This window comes from Psychrobacter fulvigenes (assembly GCF_904846155.1).
In the GTDB taxonomy this organism is placed as follows: Bacteria; Pseudomonadota; Gammaproteobacteria; order Pseudomonadales; family Moraxellaceae; genus Psychrobacter; species Psychrobacter fulvigenes.
This window is the reverse complement of sequence record NZ_CAJGZP010000001.1, coordinates 2,977,685-2,994,818: the sequence shown is the minus strand read 5'-3', so window position 1 is coordinate 2,994,818 and position 17,134 is coordinate 2,977,685. Positions and strand designations below refer to the sequence as shown.

Annotated in this window: 14 protein-coding genes; 12 read left to right on the top strand and 2 right to left on the bottom strand. The window is 45.2% G+C overall.

Translation table 11 applies throughout. The features are described 5' to 3' along the window. Positions 1 to 13 precede the first annotated feature (13 nt). From JMX03_RS12640 to JMX03_RS12610, 7 genes are all read left to right on the top strand, one after another. Positions 14 to 1,006: an alpha/beta hydrolase gene (locus JMX03_RS12640; protein ID WP_227695750.1), complete on the top strand. Its 993-nt coding sequence runs from the start codon at positions 14 to 16 to the stop codon at positions 1,004 to 1,006. 196 nt (positions 1,007 to 1,202) lie between these two features. Continuing rightward, the gene (locus JMX03_RS12635; protein WP_201598133.1) at positions 1,203 to 1,448 is read left to right on the top strand and encodes a BolA/IbaG family iron-sulfur metabolism protein; all 246 of its coding nucleotides are present in this window, start codon (positions 1,203 to 1,205) and stop codon (positions 1,446 to 1,448) included. Positions 1,449 to 1,562: 114 nt separating this feature from the next. Beyond that, complete coding sequence (murA, locus tag JMX03_RS12630) at positions 1,563 to 2,831, top strand: UDP-N-acetylglucosamine 1-carboxyvinyltransferase (RefSeq protein WP_201597158.1); 1,269 nt, start codon at positions 1,563 to 1,565, stop codon at positions 2,829 to 2,831. Positions 2,832 to 2,999: 168 nt separating this feature from the next. After that, on the top strand, positions 3,000 to 3,695 hold the full coding sequence (gene hisG / locus JMX03_RS12625) for an ATP phosphoribosyltransferase (RefSeq protein ID WP_201573623.1): 696 nt from the start codon (positions 3,000 to 3,002) through the stop codon (positions 3,693 to 3,695). Between the two features lie 350 nt (positions 3,696 to 4,045). After that, positions 4,046 to 5,341 carry a histidinol dehydrogenase gene (hisD, locus tag JMX03_RS12620; protein ID WP_201597151.1) on the top strand — a complete coding sequence of 432 codons (1,296 nt, stop codon included), beginning with the start codon at positions 4,046 to 4,048 and terminating at the stop codon, positions 5,339 to 5,341. Between the two features lie 89 nt (positions 5,342 to 5,430). Then, the gene (gene hisC / locus JMX03_RS12615; protein WP_201597149.1) at positions 5,431 to 6,546 is read left to right on the top strand and encodes a histidinol-phosphate transaminase; all 1,116 of its coding nucleotides are present in this window, start codon (positions 5,431 to 5,433) and stop codon (positions 6,544 to 6,546) included. Positions 6,547 to 6,555: 9 nt separating this feature from the next. Continuing rightward, positions 6,556 to 7,077, top strand: coding sequence for a DUF523 domain-containing protein (locus JMX03_RS12610; RefSeq protein ID WP_201597147.1), 522 nt, complete (start codon positions 6,556 to 6,558; stop codon positions 7,075 to 7,077). Positions 7,078 to 7,104: 27 nt separating this feature from the next. On the opposite strand, the gene JMX03_RS12605 is transcribed toward JMX03_RS12610, so the two are convergent. Both JMX03_RS12605 and JMX03_RS12600 read right to left on the bottom strand, forming a co-directional pair. Continuing rightward, a complete protein-coding gene (locus tag JMX03_RS12605) occupies positions 7,105 to 8,814 on the bottom strand; it encodes an anthranilate synthase component I family protein (RefSeq protein WP_201597145.1) in 1,710 nt (569 codons plus the stop codon). 3 nt (positions 8,815 to 8,817) lie between these two features. Beyond that, entirely contained in the window at positions 8,818 to 10,068 is a 1,251-nt protein-coding gene (locus JMX03_RS12600) for a beta-ketoacyl synthase N-terminal-like domain-containing protein (RefSeq protein WP_201597144.1), read from the bottom strand. Positions 10,069 to 10,592: 524 nt separating this feature from the next. Between JMX03_RS12600 and JMX03_RS12595 the strand changes: the two genes are divergently transcribed. From JMX03_RS12595 to tuf, 5 genes are all read left to right on the top strand, one after another. Further along, positions 10,593 to 11,756 (top strand): EcsC family protein, encoded by a 1,164-nt coding sequence (locus JMX03_RS12595; RefSeq protein ID WP_201597141.1) that lies wholly within the window; start codon positions 10,593 to 10,595, stop codon positions 11,754 to 11,756. A 380-nt stretch (positions 11,757 to 12,136) separates the two neighbouring features. Further along, positions 12,137 to 12,511 (top strand): 30S ribosomal protein S12, encoded by a 375-nt coding sequence (gene rpsL, locus JMX03_RS12590; RefSeq protein ID WP_201597139.1) that lies wholly within the window; start codon positions 12,137 to 12,139, stop codon positions 12,509 to 12,511. A 202-nt stretch (positions 12,512 to 12,713) separates the two neighbouring features. Then, positions 12,714 to 13,187, top strand: a complete 474-nt coding sequence (gene rpsG, locus JMX03_RS12585) for a 30S ribosomal protein S7 (protein ID WP_201573646.1) — start codon at positions 12,714 to 12,716, stop codon at positions 13,185 to 13,187. Between the two features lie 369 nt (positions 13,188 to 13,556). Continuing rightward, positions 13,557 to 15,683, top strand: a complete 2,127-nt coding sequence (gene fusA / locus JMX03_RS12580; protein ID WP_201597138.1) for an elongation factor G — start codon at positions 13,557 to 13,559, stop codon at positions 15,681 to 15,683. Between the two features lie 221 nt (positions 15,684 to 15,904). Continuing rightward, complete coding sequence (gene tuf, locus JMX03_RS12575) at positions 15,905 to 17,095, top strand: elongation factor Tu (RefSeq protein ID WP_201573650.1); 1,191 nt, start codon at positions 15,905 to 15,907, stop codon at positions 17,093 to 17,095. Positions 17,096 to 17,134: the final 39 nt, after the last annotated feature.

Sequence of the window (17,134 nt, the reverse complement as noted above, 5' to 3'; positions counted from 1 at the left end):
AAGGACAATGGCTATGAAGGATTCATATTCAAATAATGTATTAGAGCAAACCAATCTCAATGCTACATCAGATCAGCCTACAGGCAGCGAACTCACGATACCGCGTACATTAAAGATTGCAGGAGCTGGAGTCATGGCTCTGGCGGTTGTCGCTCTTGGTGCACAGCAAGCACAGGCGTTATCAGCACTTACGGTGGTAAATGGCATTACCTCTAGTGGCGGCGTAGGCGTTAGCAAAGACATTTTATACGGTGATGAGCCACTACAGGACTTAGATGTTTACTACCCAAAACCTTTAGTGCAAGCGATGCAAGCACAAACGGTGATTGACGAAACTTATCCCATAATAGTGTTCGTACACGGAGGCTCATGGGAGAATGGCAATAAAGAGGACTACGCTTTTGTCGGACAAAGTTTCGCTCAAGCAGGTTATGTTACGGTGGTGATTAATCATCGTAAAGCGCCTGATTATGTCTATCCTGCCTATGTTGAAGATACTGCAAAAGCGATTGCTTGGACTTATGACAATGCCGCCAGTCTCCATGCTGATAGGCAGCGTATAGCGGTCATCGGGCATTCCTCTGGTGCGTTTAATACCATTGCTGCTGTATCAAATGAGGATTTTTTGGCACCCTATGGTATTAGCCCCAAAGATATTGCTGCTGTCGTCGGTATCGCCGGCCCTTATAGCTATGACTTTCGTAAGTTTAGCAATGCCATTGCCTTCCCTGCTGATGCCACCCCTGACGAGGTGATGCCCGATCGGAAAATTCAAGGCGCTCAGCCGCCATATCTATTGTTAACCGCCGAAAACGATAAGATTGTATATGACACCAATACCATCAAAATGACCCAAGCTCTGAAAGACTATGGCGCTACGGTTGAGACTGGTGAAATTAAAGGTGCCAGTCATGCGACCAGTATCGGTGCGATGGCACCGCCACTACGCTGGGTCAATGATGTGCGCGCGCAAGTGTTGGATTATTTGGACAAAACCCTTAACTAAACTGTGATACGGGCTTGATAAGTGCTTAATAGAGTAAATTGACTATCTAAAGATGACTACTTACGCTTATCGGTAGACAGTACTGTAAGATGTTCAAACTCTTGTTATAATGACGCCCTAATATAATGTATGGACGTTGTTTTTAACAATCTATACAGAGACTATTTTCAATATAATAATAGGACATTCTATGAGCATGAACGCTGACGATCTAATCGCATTTTTGCAGCAGCATTTTCCTGACGCCTTTATCCAAGCGGCCAATCAAGGCAATAAATTTGACGTACGCGTCGTAGATGCCAGTTTCGAAGGCAAACGTACCGTACAACGCCAGCAGGCGGTCTACGCATTGGTAAATGATAAGATTGCCAGTGGTGACATACATGCACTTAATATTCAAGCACTAACCCCTGCAGAGTGGGAAACCCAGTCACAGGGTTAGAGGCTTTTGGTTTTTGCATGGCCAGCCATTCAATTTAGAGCGTCTAGATTTAGACCTTTTAACTTCATGGCTCATTGCAATTCTTTTTACACATACAGATAGGTTATCACCTTTATGGATCAGTTTTTAATCACCGGTAGCAGTCGTATCGCAGGGGAAGTTACTATCTCTGGCGCCAAAAATGCCGCCTTGCCATTACTTGCGGCTATGATATTGGCCGAAACCCCAACGACACTGCATAATGTGCCCTCACTACAAGACGTGCGGACATTGATTGAGCTGATCTCAGGTATGGGCATCAAAATCCAAAAACAAGATGACACCGTCACTTGTGATACCAAAGACATCGACAACTATTATGCACCGTATGACTTGGTTAAGACCATGCGCGCGTCTATTTTGGTATTAGGGCCGTTGCTAGCCCGTTTTGGTGAAGCAGAAGTGTCATTGCCAGGTGGCTGTGCAATCGGCTCACGCCCAGTTGATCAACATCTCAAAGCCTTTACAGCGATGGGTGCGGAGATCACCGTAGAAAACGGCTATGTAAAAGCCCGTGCGCCCAAAGGTGGCCGCTTGATCGGTTGTAACTACTCATTTGATATGGTTACAGTAGGTGGTACTGAAAACGTCATCATGGCAGCCGCACTTGCCAACGGCACGACAGTGCTGGGTAATTGTGCGCTTGAGCCTGAAGTGGTCGACTTGGCGAATATGCTGGTCGCTATGGGTGCAAAAATCAGTGGTATTGGTACATCAACCATGACCATTGAAGGTGTTGAGCGTTTACATGGTTGTGAGTACTCAGTGGTCGCTGATCGTATCGAGACGGGTTCATATTTAGCAGGCGCCTTGATGACTCGCGGCGATGTGTTGACCAAAAAGACCGATGCTTCTTTACTCAGCCCAGTGCTTGAGAAGTTTGAGGCGATGGGCGCAACGATTACGACTGGTGATGATTGGATTCGTGCGCAGATGACAGGCCGTCCAAAATCTGTCGATATTCGTACGCAGCCTCACCCCGGCTTCCCTACGGATATGCAAGCGCAGTTAATGGCGGTCTGCTGTCTGGCTGACGGTACCAGTACCATTATCGAAAATATCTTTGAAAACCGCTATATGCACGTGCCTGAGCTCAAGCGTTTAGGCGCGTCAATTAGAGTAGATGGTCATATGGCCATCGTAAAAGGGGTTGAGCGCTTTACCGCAGCGCCTGTAATGGCAACTGATCTGCGCGCTTCAATGTCATTAGTCATGGCGGCTGCCGCTGCTGAAGGCGAGAGTCTCATCGACCGTATTTACCATATCGATCGTGGCTATGAAGATGTTGAAAATAAACTGCGTGCGTTAGGGGTAAATATTGAACGTATCAATACCAACGATTAGTTTATAACGATTAGCTCAAAAGCCATTTTAAATAATATTGCTTTTTTAACTATAGTGTTTTAAAAGTGCCTTTTGAGCTTTATGCACGCTATGCCAATATACTCACGTGAAAATATTAATACTTCCCTCTAATCGGGGACACCAACCGTACACGGACACCATGCCATCATGACTGAGCAAACTGAACGCTTACAGAACAGCAGCTTATTAAATGAAGTAGACAACGAGTTTTCAGGTTTAACATTAGCCTTATCTAAAGGACGTATTTTAGAAGAGACGATGCCGTTATTGCAGGCAGCAGGCGTTGAGCTACTCGAAGATCCTGAAGCATCGCGCAAGCTGATTTTTCCTACCTCAAACCCAAATGTGCGCGTGCTTATCTTGCGAGCAAGTGACGTGCCGACCTATGTAGAGCATGGTGCTGCTGACTTTGGTGTTGCTGGCAAAGACGTACTCCTTGAGCATGGTGCCAATCATGTCTACGAGCTACTAGATTTGCAAATCGCTCAGTGTAAGCTGATGACGGCTGGCGTCAAGGATGCCCCTTTACCTAATCGCCGTCTACGTATTGCTACCAAATATGTCAATGTCGCCCGCGCTTATTTTGCCAGTCAAGGTCAGCAAGTTGATGTTATCAAGCTTTATGGCTCAATGGAGCTTGCACCCTTAGTGGGATTGGGCGATTTGATCGTCGATGTGGTCGATACTGGCAACACCCTAAGAGCCAATGGTCTGGAGCCACGAGACCATATTTGTGATGTCTCTTCACGCCTGATTGTCAATCAAGTCAGCTACAAGCGTAAGTTTGCTTTGCTTGAGCCTATTCTTGAGAGCTTTAAAGACAGTATTGCTGCCGCTTCTTAGTTAACTTAGATGATTTTTATCATTGATAATACCAAGTATGGTCATGCATATTTTTAAACCAGTTTAGCGCCTAGAAATAGATATAGCGTGCTAAACTGGTTTTATTGTCTCTGCTTGCCAGAAAGTAAAAGCCCAGTATAATCTGCATAAGACAATATAGTCGGAGCACTTTTAAACCGCTACGGTGTTTCCCGCCATAGATGTACTTAGTATACTATCTGCGGTCGGGTGCCTTGTAGCGATTTTAAAATTCCTTGATTATAGTATATAAGCCAACACTCGCAGCACTGTATGCTTTTTAGATTGAATCGACTATAGTAGTGTTTTATGCTCAAACATAGGATTAGGTCATGCGCCAGTTAAATACTCAAGATACTGATTTTGAACAACAACTAACCACGCTACTTGCGTTTGAAACGGTTAATGATACTGATTTATTAAAAACTGTGGATGATATTATCGCGCAAGTGCGCCGTGATGGTGATAGCGTAGTGCTGGGCTTGACTCAGAAGTTTGATCAGCATCCAGCGACAAATATGCAGGAGTTAGAGCTGTCAAAAGAAGCGCTTGTTGCAGCTTTTGAAGACTTAGATGAAGAAGTAAAAACAGCCTTGATGACAGCTGCAACGCGGGTACAGAGCTTTCATGAGCGGCAAGTGCAAGAGAGTTGGCAGTATGAGGATGAGCTGGGCAATCGCTTAGGTCAGAAAGTGACGCCGCTTGATCGCGTTGGTATTTATGTACCGGGTGGACTGGCCTCTTATCCGTCTTCTGTACTTATGAACGCCATTCCTGCCAAAGTTGCGGGCGTTAAAGAAGTGATCATGGTCGTACCAGCGCCCAAAGGTATCCTTAATCCATTAGTATTGGCAGCAGCGCACTTAGCACAGGTCGATCGCGTGTTTACTATTGGCGGCGCGCAAGCGGTAGCAGCATTAGCCTATGGTACCCAAACCATTCCGCAAGTCGATAAAATTACTGGCCCTGGTAATAAATACGTCGCGGCGGCCAAACGAGCTGTATTTGGCCAAGTAGGTATTGATATGATTGCTGGTCCATCTGAGGTGTTGGTATATGCAGAAGGTTCGGCAAATGATCGCGCTGACTGGCTTGCTATGGACTTGTTATCACAAGCTGAGCATGACCGAGTTGCCCAAGCCATCTTTGTGACGACAAGTAGTGAGCAACTTGATGCAGTAGCAGTAGAGATTGACAAAGCATTGGCAGAACTGCCAAAAGCAGATATTGCCCGCGACTCCCTACAAAACCGCGGCGCCCTTATCTTAGTCAGAGATAGAGCAGAGGGTATGGAAGTCATCAACCGTGTGGCACCAGAACATTTAGAGCTGTCTGTTGATGATCCAGATAGCCTGCTGGGCGACATTCGCCATGCTGGTGCTATCTTTATGGGACGGCATACGCCTGAGGCGATCGGTGACTACTGTGCAGGGCCCAACCATGTATTGCCAACTTCAGGTACCGCACGCTTTTCTTCACCACTGGGTGTGTATGACTTCCAAAAGAAGTCATCGATTATCTATTGTACTGAAAGCGGCAGTAAACCGTTGGCTAAGACGGCAGACATATTAGCGCAGCGGGAAGACTTAGAGGCGCATGCCCGTTCAGCTCGCTACCGTTATCAGTAGTATTATTCACTATGGCTAGTGCTGGTTCGGTATTAGCCATATGTAGACTTATTTTATAATCATTTATGCGGCCAATATTAGGATAACTTATGAGTGAGCAAAAAATAGACAACAGACTTTGGTCAAATACAGCCCGTAACTTGTCGCCATACGTACCTGGTGAGCAGCCTCAGCATGATAATTTATGCAAACTGAATACCAATGAAAACCCATTTCCGCCATCACCTAAGGTGGTAGAGGCCATCTCGAACGCCTTAGCTCAGCAAGCCGATGCCCTGCGTTTATATCCAGCGCCTGAGTCTGATGAGCTGCGTACAGCGTTAGCAGATTTATACAATCTGAATCTCAACCAAGTGTTTGTAGGCAATGGTTCAGATGAGGTTCTCGCTTTGGTATTTGCCAGCTTCTTCCTCAAAGAGCGTCCTGTTTTATCACCAGATATCGGCTATAGTTTTTATCCTGTTTATGCGCAGACCTTTGGCATAGAGCTGGTACAGATCGCGCTTGCAGAAGACTTTAGTATTGATCCTGATACTTACCGCCAACCCTGTAGCGGCATCATCATTGCCAATCCTAATGCTCCAACAGGCTTACTGTTACCCTTGGCAGATATTCGTAAGCTTGCCAGTGAGCACTCAAACTCAGTGGTTGTCATTGATGAGGCTTATATAGACTTTGCGCAAGCTGACGCCAACAGTGACGAGACAGAGGTATCAGCAGTAAGCTTGATTAATGACTTTGAAAACATATTGGTCACCCAAACCTTTTCAAAGTCGCGTTCGCTGGCAGGACTGCGCGTAGGGATGGCCTTCGGTAATGCGTCATTGATTGAAGCGCTGACCCGCATGAAAAACAGCTTTAATAGCTATCCATTAGATAAGCTAGCACAAGCTGGCGCCACCGCCAGTGTGTTAGACAAGCCTTATTTTGAGCAGACTTGCCAGCAAGTCATTGACTTGCGTGAGTCGCTGACGGAGCAGCTTACTGGTTTGGGCTACCAAGTGTTGCCATCACATGCGAACTTCGTATTTGCCCGCCCTCAGGATGGCAATGCGAGTGAGGTCGCTGAGGTGCTACGTGAGCAAGGCATCATTGTGCGTCATTTTGACAAACCCCGTACCAAAGAGTACCTGCGCATTACTGTTGGCACGCAAGAGCAGAACGAACGCTTGATTAGTGCACTTACTGCCATGCAGACTGAATAAGGCTAATGCATGCTTATCAGTGGCAAAGAAACTGCCGGCTCTAAAGAAACGGTTTGTTCTAAAGAAAATAGTAGACAGGCGCTGTTAATCAGCGCCTGCTTGTTAGGCCAACCTGTACGTTATGATGGTGATCATGCACAGATAAGTGCCGCATTAATGACTCAGCTAAACGCCAATTTTACCTTAGTGCCGATTTGTCCTGAATTGCTAGGTGGGTTATCCACACCGCGTCTGCCTGCAGAAATAGTGTGTCAAGACGAACGAATCGAGGTTATTAATATCTCAGGAGAAAATCTGACAGATGCGTTTCATGGTGGTGCAAATAAAGCAGGTGATATTGCACTGCAACATGGAATCAAGCGCGCATTGCTGAAGTCAAAAAGCCCTTCTTGTGGCAGTGGCTTAATCTATGACGGTAGCTTTACTGGTCGCTTGCGTGTAGGCAATGGCATAACGACGCAGCACTTACAGAGCATGGGCGTGCAGGTTTTTCATGAAGATGAAATTGAATTACTTCTCACTGATATCTAGCAGGCAGCCAGTTAATTATTAAAATAGCTATTCTTGCAGCAATACCTTTAACAAGTTGCCAACCTTATCGAGACATTCTTGGTACTCTTCGTCACGATCAGAGGCCACAGTGATACCGCCGCCTGCCCACAAGCTGACCTCTGTCTCGGCAGTTGCTAAGCTATTGGCCTGCAATGTACGAATCAGCACATTCCATTGTCCGCTACCATCAAAGTTCATATAACCCATGCTGCCGCAATAAGCGCCACGCGCTGATGCCTCTAGCTCAGAGATGATTTCAACGGCGCGTTTTTTAGGCGTGCCAGTGATTGAGCCAGCTGGCAGACTACCAAATAATACCGCTAACGGATGCGCCTCTGGCTTTAGCTCAGCAGTAATGGTACTGACCATATGATGAACGTTGCTAAAGCTTTCAATCGCGAATAGATGCGGCACCTTCACACTGCCAGTCTTGGCATACTTGCCCAAATCATTGCGCAATAAATCAACAATCATCACATTCTCAGCGCGATCTTTATCGCTGTCTACCAGTTGCTGCTTTAAGGCCAAATCTTGCTCAGTATCGCTCCCTCTTGGACGCGTGCCTTTGATGGGTTTGGTGCGAATATAATGAGCAGTCGTATCACGCTCTTTTATAAAGGTAAAAAACAGCTCAGGTGAGCAGCTTAATAGCTCAAAGCATAAAGCTGATTTATCAGTGCTGTTGATAGTGTTGTTAACTCCTAAGTATCCTGCGAATGGTGCTTGTGTATTGCGGTGCAGGGCAGGTAAGTAGTCAATCAGCGTGGCTACTGCTTTATCATTGCGGCTTTTTTGATAGGCAGTCGAGCTCTTATGCTTGTTAAGCAAGCAACCCTGCCACGCTTGGGTCAGGTTTATTTGATAACAGTCGCCCTGTTGTAGATAGTCTTGAGTTTGCGCAAATGCCTGTTGATAGTCAGCTTTATGCCATCGCGCTTTCAATACTAAGGGTGCGGGTTGGCAATCAGCTTTGTTTTCTGTGTTGGATAAGTCATTGTCTAGAGTATCTAAGTACGATACAAGGGCTGCGAGTGTTGCCTCACTATCAGGATTTAGATCAATCGTATTTAACGTCCATCCCGTTTTTTTATCCGAAGGGGTGAGGTATGTATCGTAATGCCCCAGTACAGCGCAAGGCTGTGCTGCCAACTCAATCTTAGCAGCAGGGCTCAGCTCATGAGCAGCAATATCATAACCGATAAAACCAATAAGACCGTGATGATAGCTGGGCTGGTTGTCATTTTCGTTGCTTATCGTCAGAGTGCTGTTATGGATGTGGTCACTGTCATAACTTTGACTATAAGCAATCAACTCCTCTTGCCAGTTGGCATAGCTCATAGATGTTGTCGTCATTTTGATAGTGTCATCACGACTGGTTTTTATGACTTGATACAAGGACGGTTGCTTACTCGCTGTTTGCAAGTCAGCAGCTGAGTGAATAGGGGCATTGCTACGGGGTTGGCTGTGACCATTCTGGTCATCAACATACACACGCCACGCCATTTTAGGTAGCAAGCCAATCACTGGTCGTCCATCATTATTTAGCCAGATGAGTTGCCAATTTGCCTGAGAGTTTTTTTTCATCAAGTGCTGTTGTAGCTTGGGCAACAGCTCTGCAGCAGACAAGTCGCCAAAACGCCAGCTGGATTTTTCAGCTGGCGTTTCGGTAGAGTTGGTCGGCTTTACTACATTTTTAGAAGGTATTGGTGTAACCATAACTTAGGCGTCAAACTTTTTTATAATTAAGGTAGCGTTGGTACCACCAAAGCCAAAGCTATTGCTCATCAGCGTATTTAGCTTGGTTTCACGTAGCTCAGTGACGATGTCAAACAGCTCTGCTGCCGCATCGAGCTGGTCGATATTGATGCTTGGTGCAATGAAGCCTTCTTGGAGCATCAGTAGGCAGTAGATCAGCTCTTGTGCACCAACGGCTCCTAGGCTATGACCAGTCATTGATTTGGTTGAGCTGATCGGTGGTACAGAGTTTTTAGTGTCAGTATCATCGTCAGAAGCAAATACTTTAGCAATGGCTTTTAGCTCAGTGATATCACCGAGTGGTGTGCTGGTACCGTGGCTATTGATGTAGTCGACACGCTCCAGACCTGCTTGCGCCAGTGCTAGCTGCATACAGCGCACTGCACCTTCACCGCTTGGTGCGACCATCTCTGCACCATCTGAGCTGGCACCATAACCGACAATTTCTGCCAAAATATTTGCGCCACGCGCCTCAGCATGTTCAAGACTTTCAACCACCACCATAGCGCCACCAGCAGCGATGACAAAGCCATCACGGTCTTTGTCATAGGCTCTTGATGCTTGTTCTGGTGTGTCATTATACTGAGTGCTCACCGCGCCCATCGCATCAAACATACAAGACTGGGTCCAGTGCTCAGCTTCACTACCTCCCGCCAGTACCACATCAGCTTTGCCTAACTGAATTAGCTCAGCGGCATGTCCGATGCAATGGGTTGAGGTCGCGCAAGCAGAAGACAAAGAGTAAGAAACCCCTTGGATTTTAAGACCCGTTGCGAGCGCTGCCGATACTGAGCTGCCCATGGTTTTTGGTACCGCCATCGCGCCGACACCGCGTAGGCCTTTTTCACGCATGGCATCTACCGCATTAACGATGTTTTCAGTGGACGCACCGCCAGAGCTTGCGACCAAGGCGACACGTGGATTATGGTTGATGGTCTCAAGTGATAGACCAGAGTGCTCGATAGCATTTAAGGCGCTCACGTAAGCATAGAGACTAGCATCACTAAAAAACCGTTTCAGCTTACGATCAATAGCAGTCGTATCAAGCTCAGCTTTATCGATACTGCCGCTCACGTGCGATTTAAATCCATGTTCAGCATAGCTTTCATTAAAAGTAATGCCAGACTTTCCTTGTTTCAGCGCTGACGTGACAGTGTCTAAATCATGTCCGATACAAGAGACAATCCCTGCTCCAGTGATAACAACTCGGCGCATACTCTATTCCTTCTTTAAGTGCTTTATAATGATGAATCTTCTGGTATCAACGTAAAATCAATTAATTCAAATGTGAGCTTAGCCAGTAGCTAGTTTATCAGACAAGCTGTGCTCACTAGCGAAGTTGTTAATATAGATAATTGACATACGGTTGGTTATATTGGCATTTGTTGAGCCATTAGACTAATGATACCTCAATTCAGGATGCGATAATGTATAAAGGCTGCAAATTTATCATTCAAACATCAGATAAAGCGTACTTAAACGACGTCTTCAACTAAAAATAAATCATACTTCTGGATATAAAATTTGCGTTTACGATAACATTGTTAGCACTGACACAGGCGGGCGTTTTTGGCTATTATAATGTCTTAAGCAGCAATTCAAATATAAAGTGCCAATCAGTATCATGAGTATAGACCTCATGGTGTTTGTTTTAAGTTTACAATTGCATTGGTACTCTTTACTATTTACTATAAAAATTAATAATCAACCAAAAACTTCATCATTTTAAGGATATAACGATGGCAAAGCGCAGCACTTTATCAGTCGGTCTTAGTACAGTAGGTCATTTTACTCGCAACAATCTTGAGCGTATGGGCTCACTCATTGATAGTTCAAACGCAAAGACTAGTAAGCCTCGTCAATATAAAGCGGTTGATTTAGGCGACAATGATTATCAGCAAGACTTGTTTCGTGAGCAGACCTTAAAGGCGACCCAGCAACTCTTAGGAAACCGTTTTGCAACTTACGGTAAGTATGCCAAAAAAGTCGTACCGAACAGCTTATTTCAGTCCACTCTTGATGGTGCTTTTGCACAAGTGGCTATGTTGGCTGCGAGATGGAGTCAGTTAGATCTGCCAAGTGAGCATCGTTTTGCTGACGTTAGTAACTTAGATGATGAAGAGCGTTATGCGCTAGCAACTGACATTGCCAATCAAAACCGAGCATTGGCCACATTAGGCGGTATCACTGGACTGGCGGGTTTACCAGGCTTGTTGGCTGATACCTTATGGTTGCTATTGGTATCCTTACGTACTGTTTATCAGCTGGCCGCTGTATATGACCGTCCACTAACGGGTAAGCAAGGTGTAAAAATGGCCTATGAGCTGCTTGCCAGTGCAGACCTGAGTAAGATGCAAGAAAAGCAAGCGTTGCTCGCAGGGATTGGCGTTGGTAAAGGACTACTCGATAATGCACAAAGCCGTGGTCTACATAGTGAGCTGAAAAACCTAGGTCTCAAAAACCAAAATGTGAATTTTTATGCTGAACAAGTGGATAAGGTTGCTGGGCAAGTCGGTGTCGATCTGGATCAAATCAATCTGGCTTGGATACGCAAACTGCTACCGATCACTGCTGTAGGCGTTGGTATGCATTATAATAGTCATTTGATTGATGAAGTGATTGGTGTCGCCCAAGCAACTTTTGCGCCAGAGCCAAAGCTTGCAAAAATCACTGATGATAGTAGCAGTGAAGCAAAAGTCAGTGAAACCAAATCTGACGAAAGCAAAAAATCTGACGAAACTAATGCCAGCGAAGCGAAGAATGATGAGCAAAATAACAATACAGCGAGCGAAGCAGCGGCCCCCACAGATAAGTCATCAGATGATGAGGCAGAAAATAAGTCAGATGCAGAGCTAGAAAAAACAAAAGCAGATGAGACCGAAAACGCTACCAATAAAAAGTAGAGAGTTTTTGGTTAAAACGAATGTATAAAGATATCGTCTGAGAGTAGCATTGACAAAGTAGTGCAAAAAACCAAAGTGAAGTGATTTTTTTATATCACTTGAAATTTCAGACGATATCACCATTTATTATTCACAAAGATATAGGGTCTGTTGAACATTCAAATGCTCAACTAGATACCAAGCAAGTAGTAGCGTATACTTAATGCATATCTTTTAAGTATTGTAAAGTACAACTCGCTATAAGTAGTTGAAATATCAGCAACATATCTTTATAATACACTGTCCTAAAAATGGGTTCCCCAAAAATCCACGCATGACGTGAGATGGACGGTGGATTAGCCCATTTTTTTGTTTTATACCAAACGGGAGAAGGATGCCTTATGGCAACAACTAACCAATTGATTCGTAAAGGTCGCAAATCCATCAAGGAAAAGTCAAAAGTTCCTGCGTTGGAAGCGTGCCCACAGCGTCGCGGCGTATGTACTCGCGTATATACTACCACGCCAAAAAAGCCAAACTCAGCCATGCGTAAAGTTTGTCGTGTACGTTTGACTTCAGGTTATGAAGTATCAAGCTACATCGGCGGCGAAGGTCATAACCTACAAGAACACAGTGTTGTACTTATCCGTGGTGGTCGTGTAAAAGACCTACCAGGTGTACGTTATCACACCGTTCGTGGTGCTCTTGACTGCGCAGACGTAAAAGACCGTAAACAAGGTCGTTCTAAATACGGTGCAAAAAAACCTAAAGCTTAATATTAGCCTAGCGTTTTATTGTACACCCCATTAACTGTGCATGGGTTCGGTGCATGCAGGATAAGCTCATTATATAAATAGCTTGCCGCCATGACATACCACCATGCAGTAAGGCTGACTGACAAATCGCCGCTACGCCACGCATACTATTGCTAGTGCGAATTGTGAATGTCAGACACTCCTGAAGACAAGGAAAATTATTATGCCAAGACGTCGCGTCGTTGCTACCCGTGAGATCCTTCCAGATCCTAAGTTTGGTAGCCAAACCATCGCTAAATTCATCAACCACGTGATGAGTGATGGTAAAAAATCTACTGCTGAGCGTATCGTTTACGGTGCACTTGAAACAGTAAGCCAAAAGCGTAACATCGAAGATCCAGTATCTTTTTTTGAAGATGTGCTTGAAAACGTCCGCCCAATGGTTGAAGTGAAAGCTCGCCGTGTTGGTGGTGCTACTTATCAAGTACCAATGGAAGTACGCCCCTCCCGTCGTACTGCCTTGGCTATGCGTTGGTTAGCTGAAGCTGCTGCTAAGCGTTCTGAAAAATCAATGGCTCTGCGTCTTGCAGGCGAATTGAGTGATGCATCAGAAGGTAAAGGTAATGCTATGAAAAAGCGTGACGAAGTTCACCGCATGGCAGATGCGAACAAAGCATTCTCACATTACCGTTTCTAAAAAGCAGTTTAATGCTGACACTCATGGTCAATCAGACGCCGTTATAGGTTTAGCTGATTGGTCATGAGACACAGTTATTATGACTGCTACATTATTGTTTATTCGTTCTATTGATGCCGTCATCATTCACTCAGTTGTTAGATAGCTTAGTCTATTAGTTAACTGAGATGGCGGACATCTATCATGATGCTGTTCTAACAAGAAAGTGTCCCAAACTCGATGCCACTATATTCTTATTATTTGCTTTTATTTTGACCGTATTAGGTTCATCAATCAGCAAGTAAATAAAGCTGACTGCTTTTGTACAAGAGTATGCGGTTGAGAAGATCAAGGCATTAATAAATACACGAATTTCCCTAGGAAAAAACTATGGCTCGTAAAACTCCCCTAAAGCGCTATCGCAATATTGGTATTTCAGCGCACATTGATGCTGGTAAAACAACGACGACAGAGCGTATTTTGTTTTATACCGGTAAAAATCACCAGCTTGGCGAAACTCATGACGGTGGAGCAACAATGGACTGGATGGAGCAAGAGCAGGAGCGTGGTATTACCATTACTTCGGCTGCAACCACTTGTTTCTGGTCTGGTATGGATCAACAATTTCCAGAGCATCGTATTAACATCATTGATACCCCAGGTCACGTTGACTTTACGATCGAAGTAGAGCGTTCAATGCGTGTACTTGATGGCGCCTGCATGGTTTATTGTGCAGTAGGCGGCGTTCAGCCACAGTCTGAAACAGTATGGCGTCAAGCGAACAAGTACAAAGTTCCACGTCTTGCTTTTGTCAACAAAATGGACCGCGTTGGTGCAGACTTCTATCGTGTGATAGAACAAGTCAAAACCCGTCTTGGCGGTAATCCAGTACCAGTTGTCATTCCAATTGGCAAAGAAGATGACTTCGAAGGTGTTATTGATCTAGTCACTATGAAAGCCATCTATTGGGATGCAGACTCTCAAGGCATGAAGTTCGAAGAGCGTGAAGTACCCGTTGAGCTTTTAGAAAAAGCAACAGAATGGCGCAACAACCTAGTTGAAAGTGCTGCTGAAGCTAGCGAAGAGCTGATGGACAAGTATCTTGAAGGTGAAGAACTGACTGTAGAAGAGATTCATGCAGCTATTCGTCAGCGTACTATCGCTAACGAAATTATTCCAATGCTTTGTGGTACTGCCTTTAAAAACAAAGGTGTACAAAAGATGTTGGATTCAGTTATCCAATATATGCCTGCACCAATGGATGTACCTGAAATTACAGGTATCCTAAATGATAAAGATGAAACGGAAGCGACTCGTCCAGCTTCTGATGAGGCACCATTTGCTGCACTAGCGTTTAAGGTAATGAACGACAAGTTCGTAGGTAACCTTACTTTCGTACGTGTATATTCAGGTGTTATCAAGCAGGGTGATAGTGTTTATAACCCAGTTAAGATGAAGCGTGAGCGTATTGGCCGTATCGTTGAGATGCATGCTGAGTCTCAAGAAACTCTAGAAGAGATTCGTGCTGGTGATATCGCTGCTCTAGTCGGTATGAAAGATGTTGGTACTGGTGATACGCTATGTGATGAAAGCAATGTCATCACCCTTGAGCGTATGGAATTCCCTGAGCCAGTGATCAGTCTTGCCGTTGAGCCTAAGACTAAAGCTGACCAAGAAAAAATGTCAATGGCGTTGGGTCGTCTTGCTAAAGAAGATCCATCATTCCGTGTTCATACGGATGAAGAGTCAGGTCAGACCATCATCAGTGGTATGGGTGAGCTACACTTAGAAATTCTTGTTGATCGTATGAAGCGTGAATTTAAAGTTGAAGCTAACATCGGTGCACCGCAAGTTGCGTACCGTGAAACGATTCGTAACGGTGTTGAGCAAGAAGGTAAGTTCGTACGTCAGACAGGTGGTCGTGGTAAATTCGGTCACGTTTGGTTACGTCTTGAGCCACTTGATCCAGCAGGCGAAGTTGAGTACGAATTCACTGAAGAAGTTGTCGGTGGTGTGGTACCAAAAGAATTCCATAATGCTGTTGACAAAGGTATTCAAGAGCGCATGAAGAATGGTATTTTGGCCGGTTACCCAATCGTTGGCGTAAAAGCGACATTGTATGACGGTTCTTACCATGATGTTGACTCGGATGAGCTATCATTTAAGATGGCTGGTTCTATTGCTTTCAGAAAAGGCTTCTTAGCAGCAAACCCAGCACTTCTTGAGCCTATCATGAAGGTTGAAGTAGAGACTCCAGAAGAGTACATGGGTGATATCATGGGTGACCTAAACCGTCGTCGTGGTATGGTTCAAGGCATGGACGATCTACCTGGTGGCACTAAGCAGATTCGTGCTGAAGTACCATTAGCAGAAATGTTTGGTTATGCAACCAACCTTCGTTCACAGTCTCAAGGCCGTGCAACATACTCTATGGAATTCCAAAAGTATGCTGAAACGCCTAAGTCTGTCGCTGATGAGATCATGAAGAAGTTCACTAGTAAAGACGAAGAAGAGTAAGTAAAAATCAATTAATGGTGACTATATAAAGTTTGCCTTTGTATAGTCATCACTTAATAGCCAATAACTTGTGAAAAGACTTGTTATTGGCCATGATTTTCTTATAATATCTGCACACTGCATGTGCAACCTTTTAACAATTATCTTAATGTGGTTAGAATTGCTTTAGCGACAGTATAAATATGAGCTAAGCACTGACCCCAAATAAAGAGGAAATACTCATGGCAAAGGCCAAGTTTGAACGCAACAAGCCACACGTCAACGTCGGCACCATCGGACACGTTGACCATGGTAAAACAACCCTAACAGCCGCTATCGCAACCGTAGCAGCCATCACCTCTGGCGGCGAAGCCAAAGACTACGCAGCCATCGACAGCGCCCCAGAAGAAAAAGCGCGTGGCATCACCATCAACACCTCACACGTAGAATATGACACCGAAACCCGTCACTACGCCCACGTTGATTGCCCAGGTCACGCCGACTATGTTAAAAACATGATCACTGGTGCTGCCCAAATGGACGGCGCAATCTTAGTCGTATCAGCGACTGACGGCCCAATGCCACAAACCCGTGAGCACATCCTGCTATCACGTCAGGTTGGCGTACCGTACATCATCGTATTCATGAACAAATGCGACCTAGTTGACGACGAAGAGCTACTAGAGCTCGTAGAAATGGAAGTTCGCGAACTTCTTAACGACTACGACTTCCCAGGTGACGACACCCCAATCGTAAAAGGCTCAGCCACCCAAGCCCTAAAAGGCGACGAAGGCAAATACGGCCAACCAGCTGTTGTAGAGTTATTAGGTATCCTAGACACCTACATCCCAGAGCCAGAGCGTGACGTCGACAAAGCATTCCTAATGCCAATCGAAGACGTATTCTCAATCTCAGGTCGTGGTACCGTTGTTACCGGCCGTGTTGAATCAGGTATCGTCCGCGTTGGCGACGAAATCGAAATCGTCGGTATTCGTGACACCCAAAAAACCACCTGTACTGGTGTAGAGATGTTCCGTAAACTGCTAGACGAAGGTCGTGCAGGCGAAAACTGTGGCGTACTACTACGTGGTACCAAGCGTGAAGACGTACAACGTGGCCAAGTACTAGCGAAGCCAGGTTCAATCACCCCGCACACCAAATTTGACGCAGAAGTATACGTACTGTCAAAAGAAGAAGGTGGTCGTCATACTCCGTTCCTAAACGGCTATCGTCCACAGTTCTACTTCCGTACCACTGACGTAACTGGCGCAATCCAATTACAAGACGGTACAGAAATGGTTATGCCTGGTGACAACGTTGAGATGGGCGTAGAGCTTATCCACCCAATCGCTATGGACAAAGGCCTACGCTTCGCTATTCGTGAAGGCGGCCGTACTGTAGGTGCTGGTGTTGTTGCTAACGTACTTAGCTAAGTTTAACCAAGTCAGAGTAATCTGACAGAGGTTATGTAG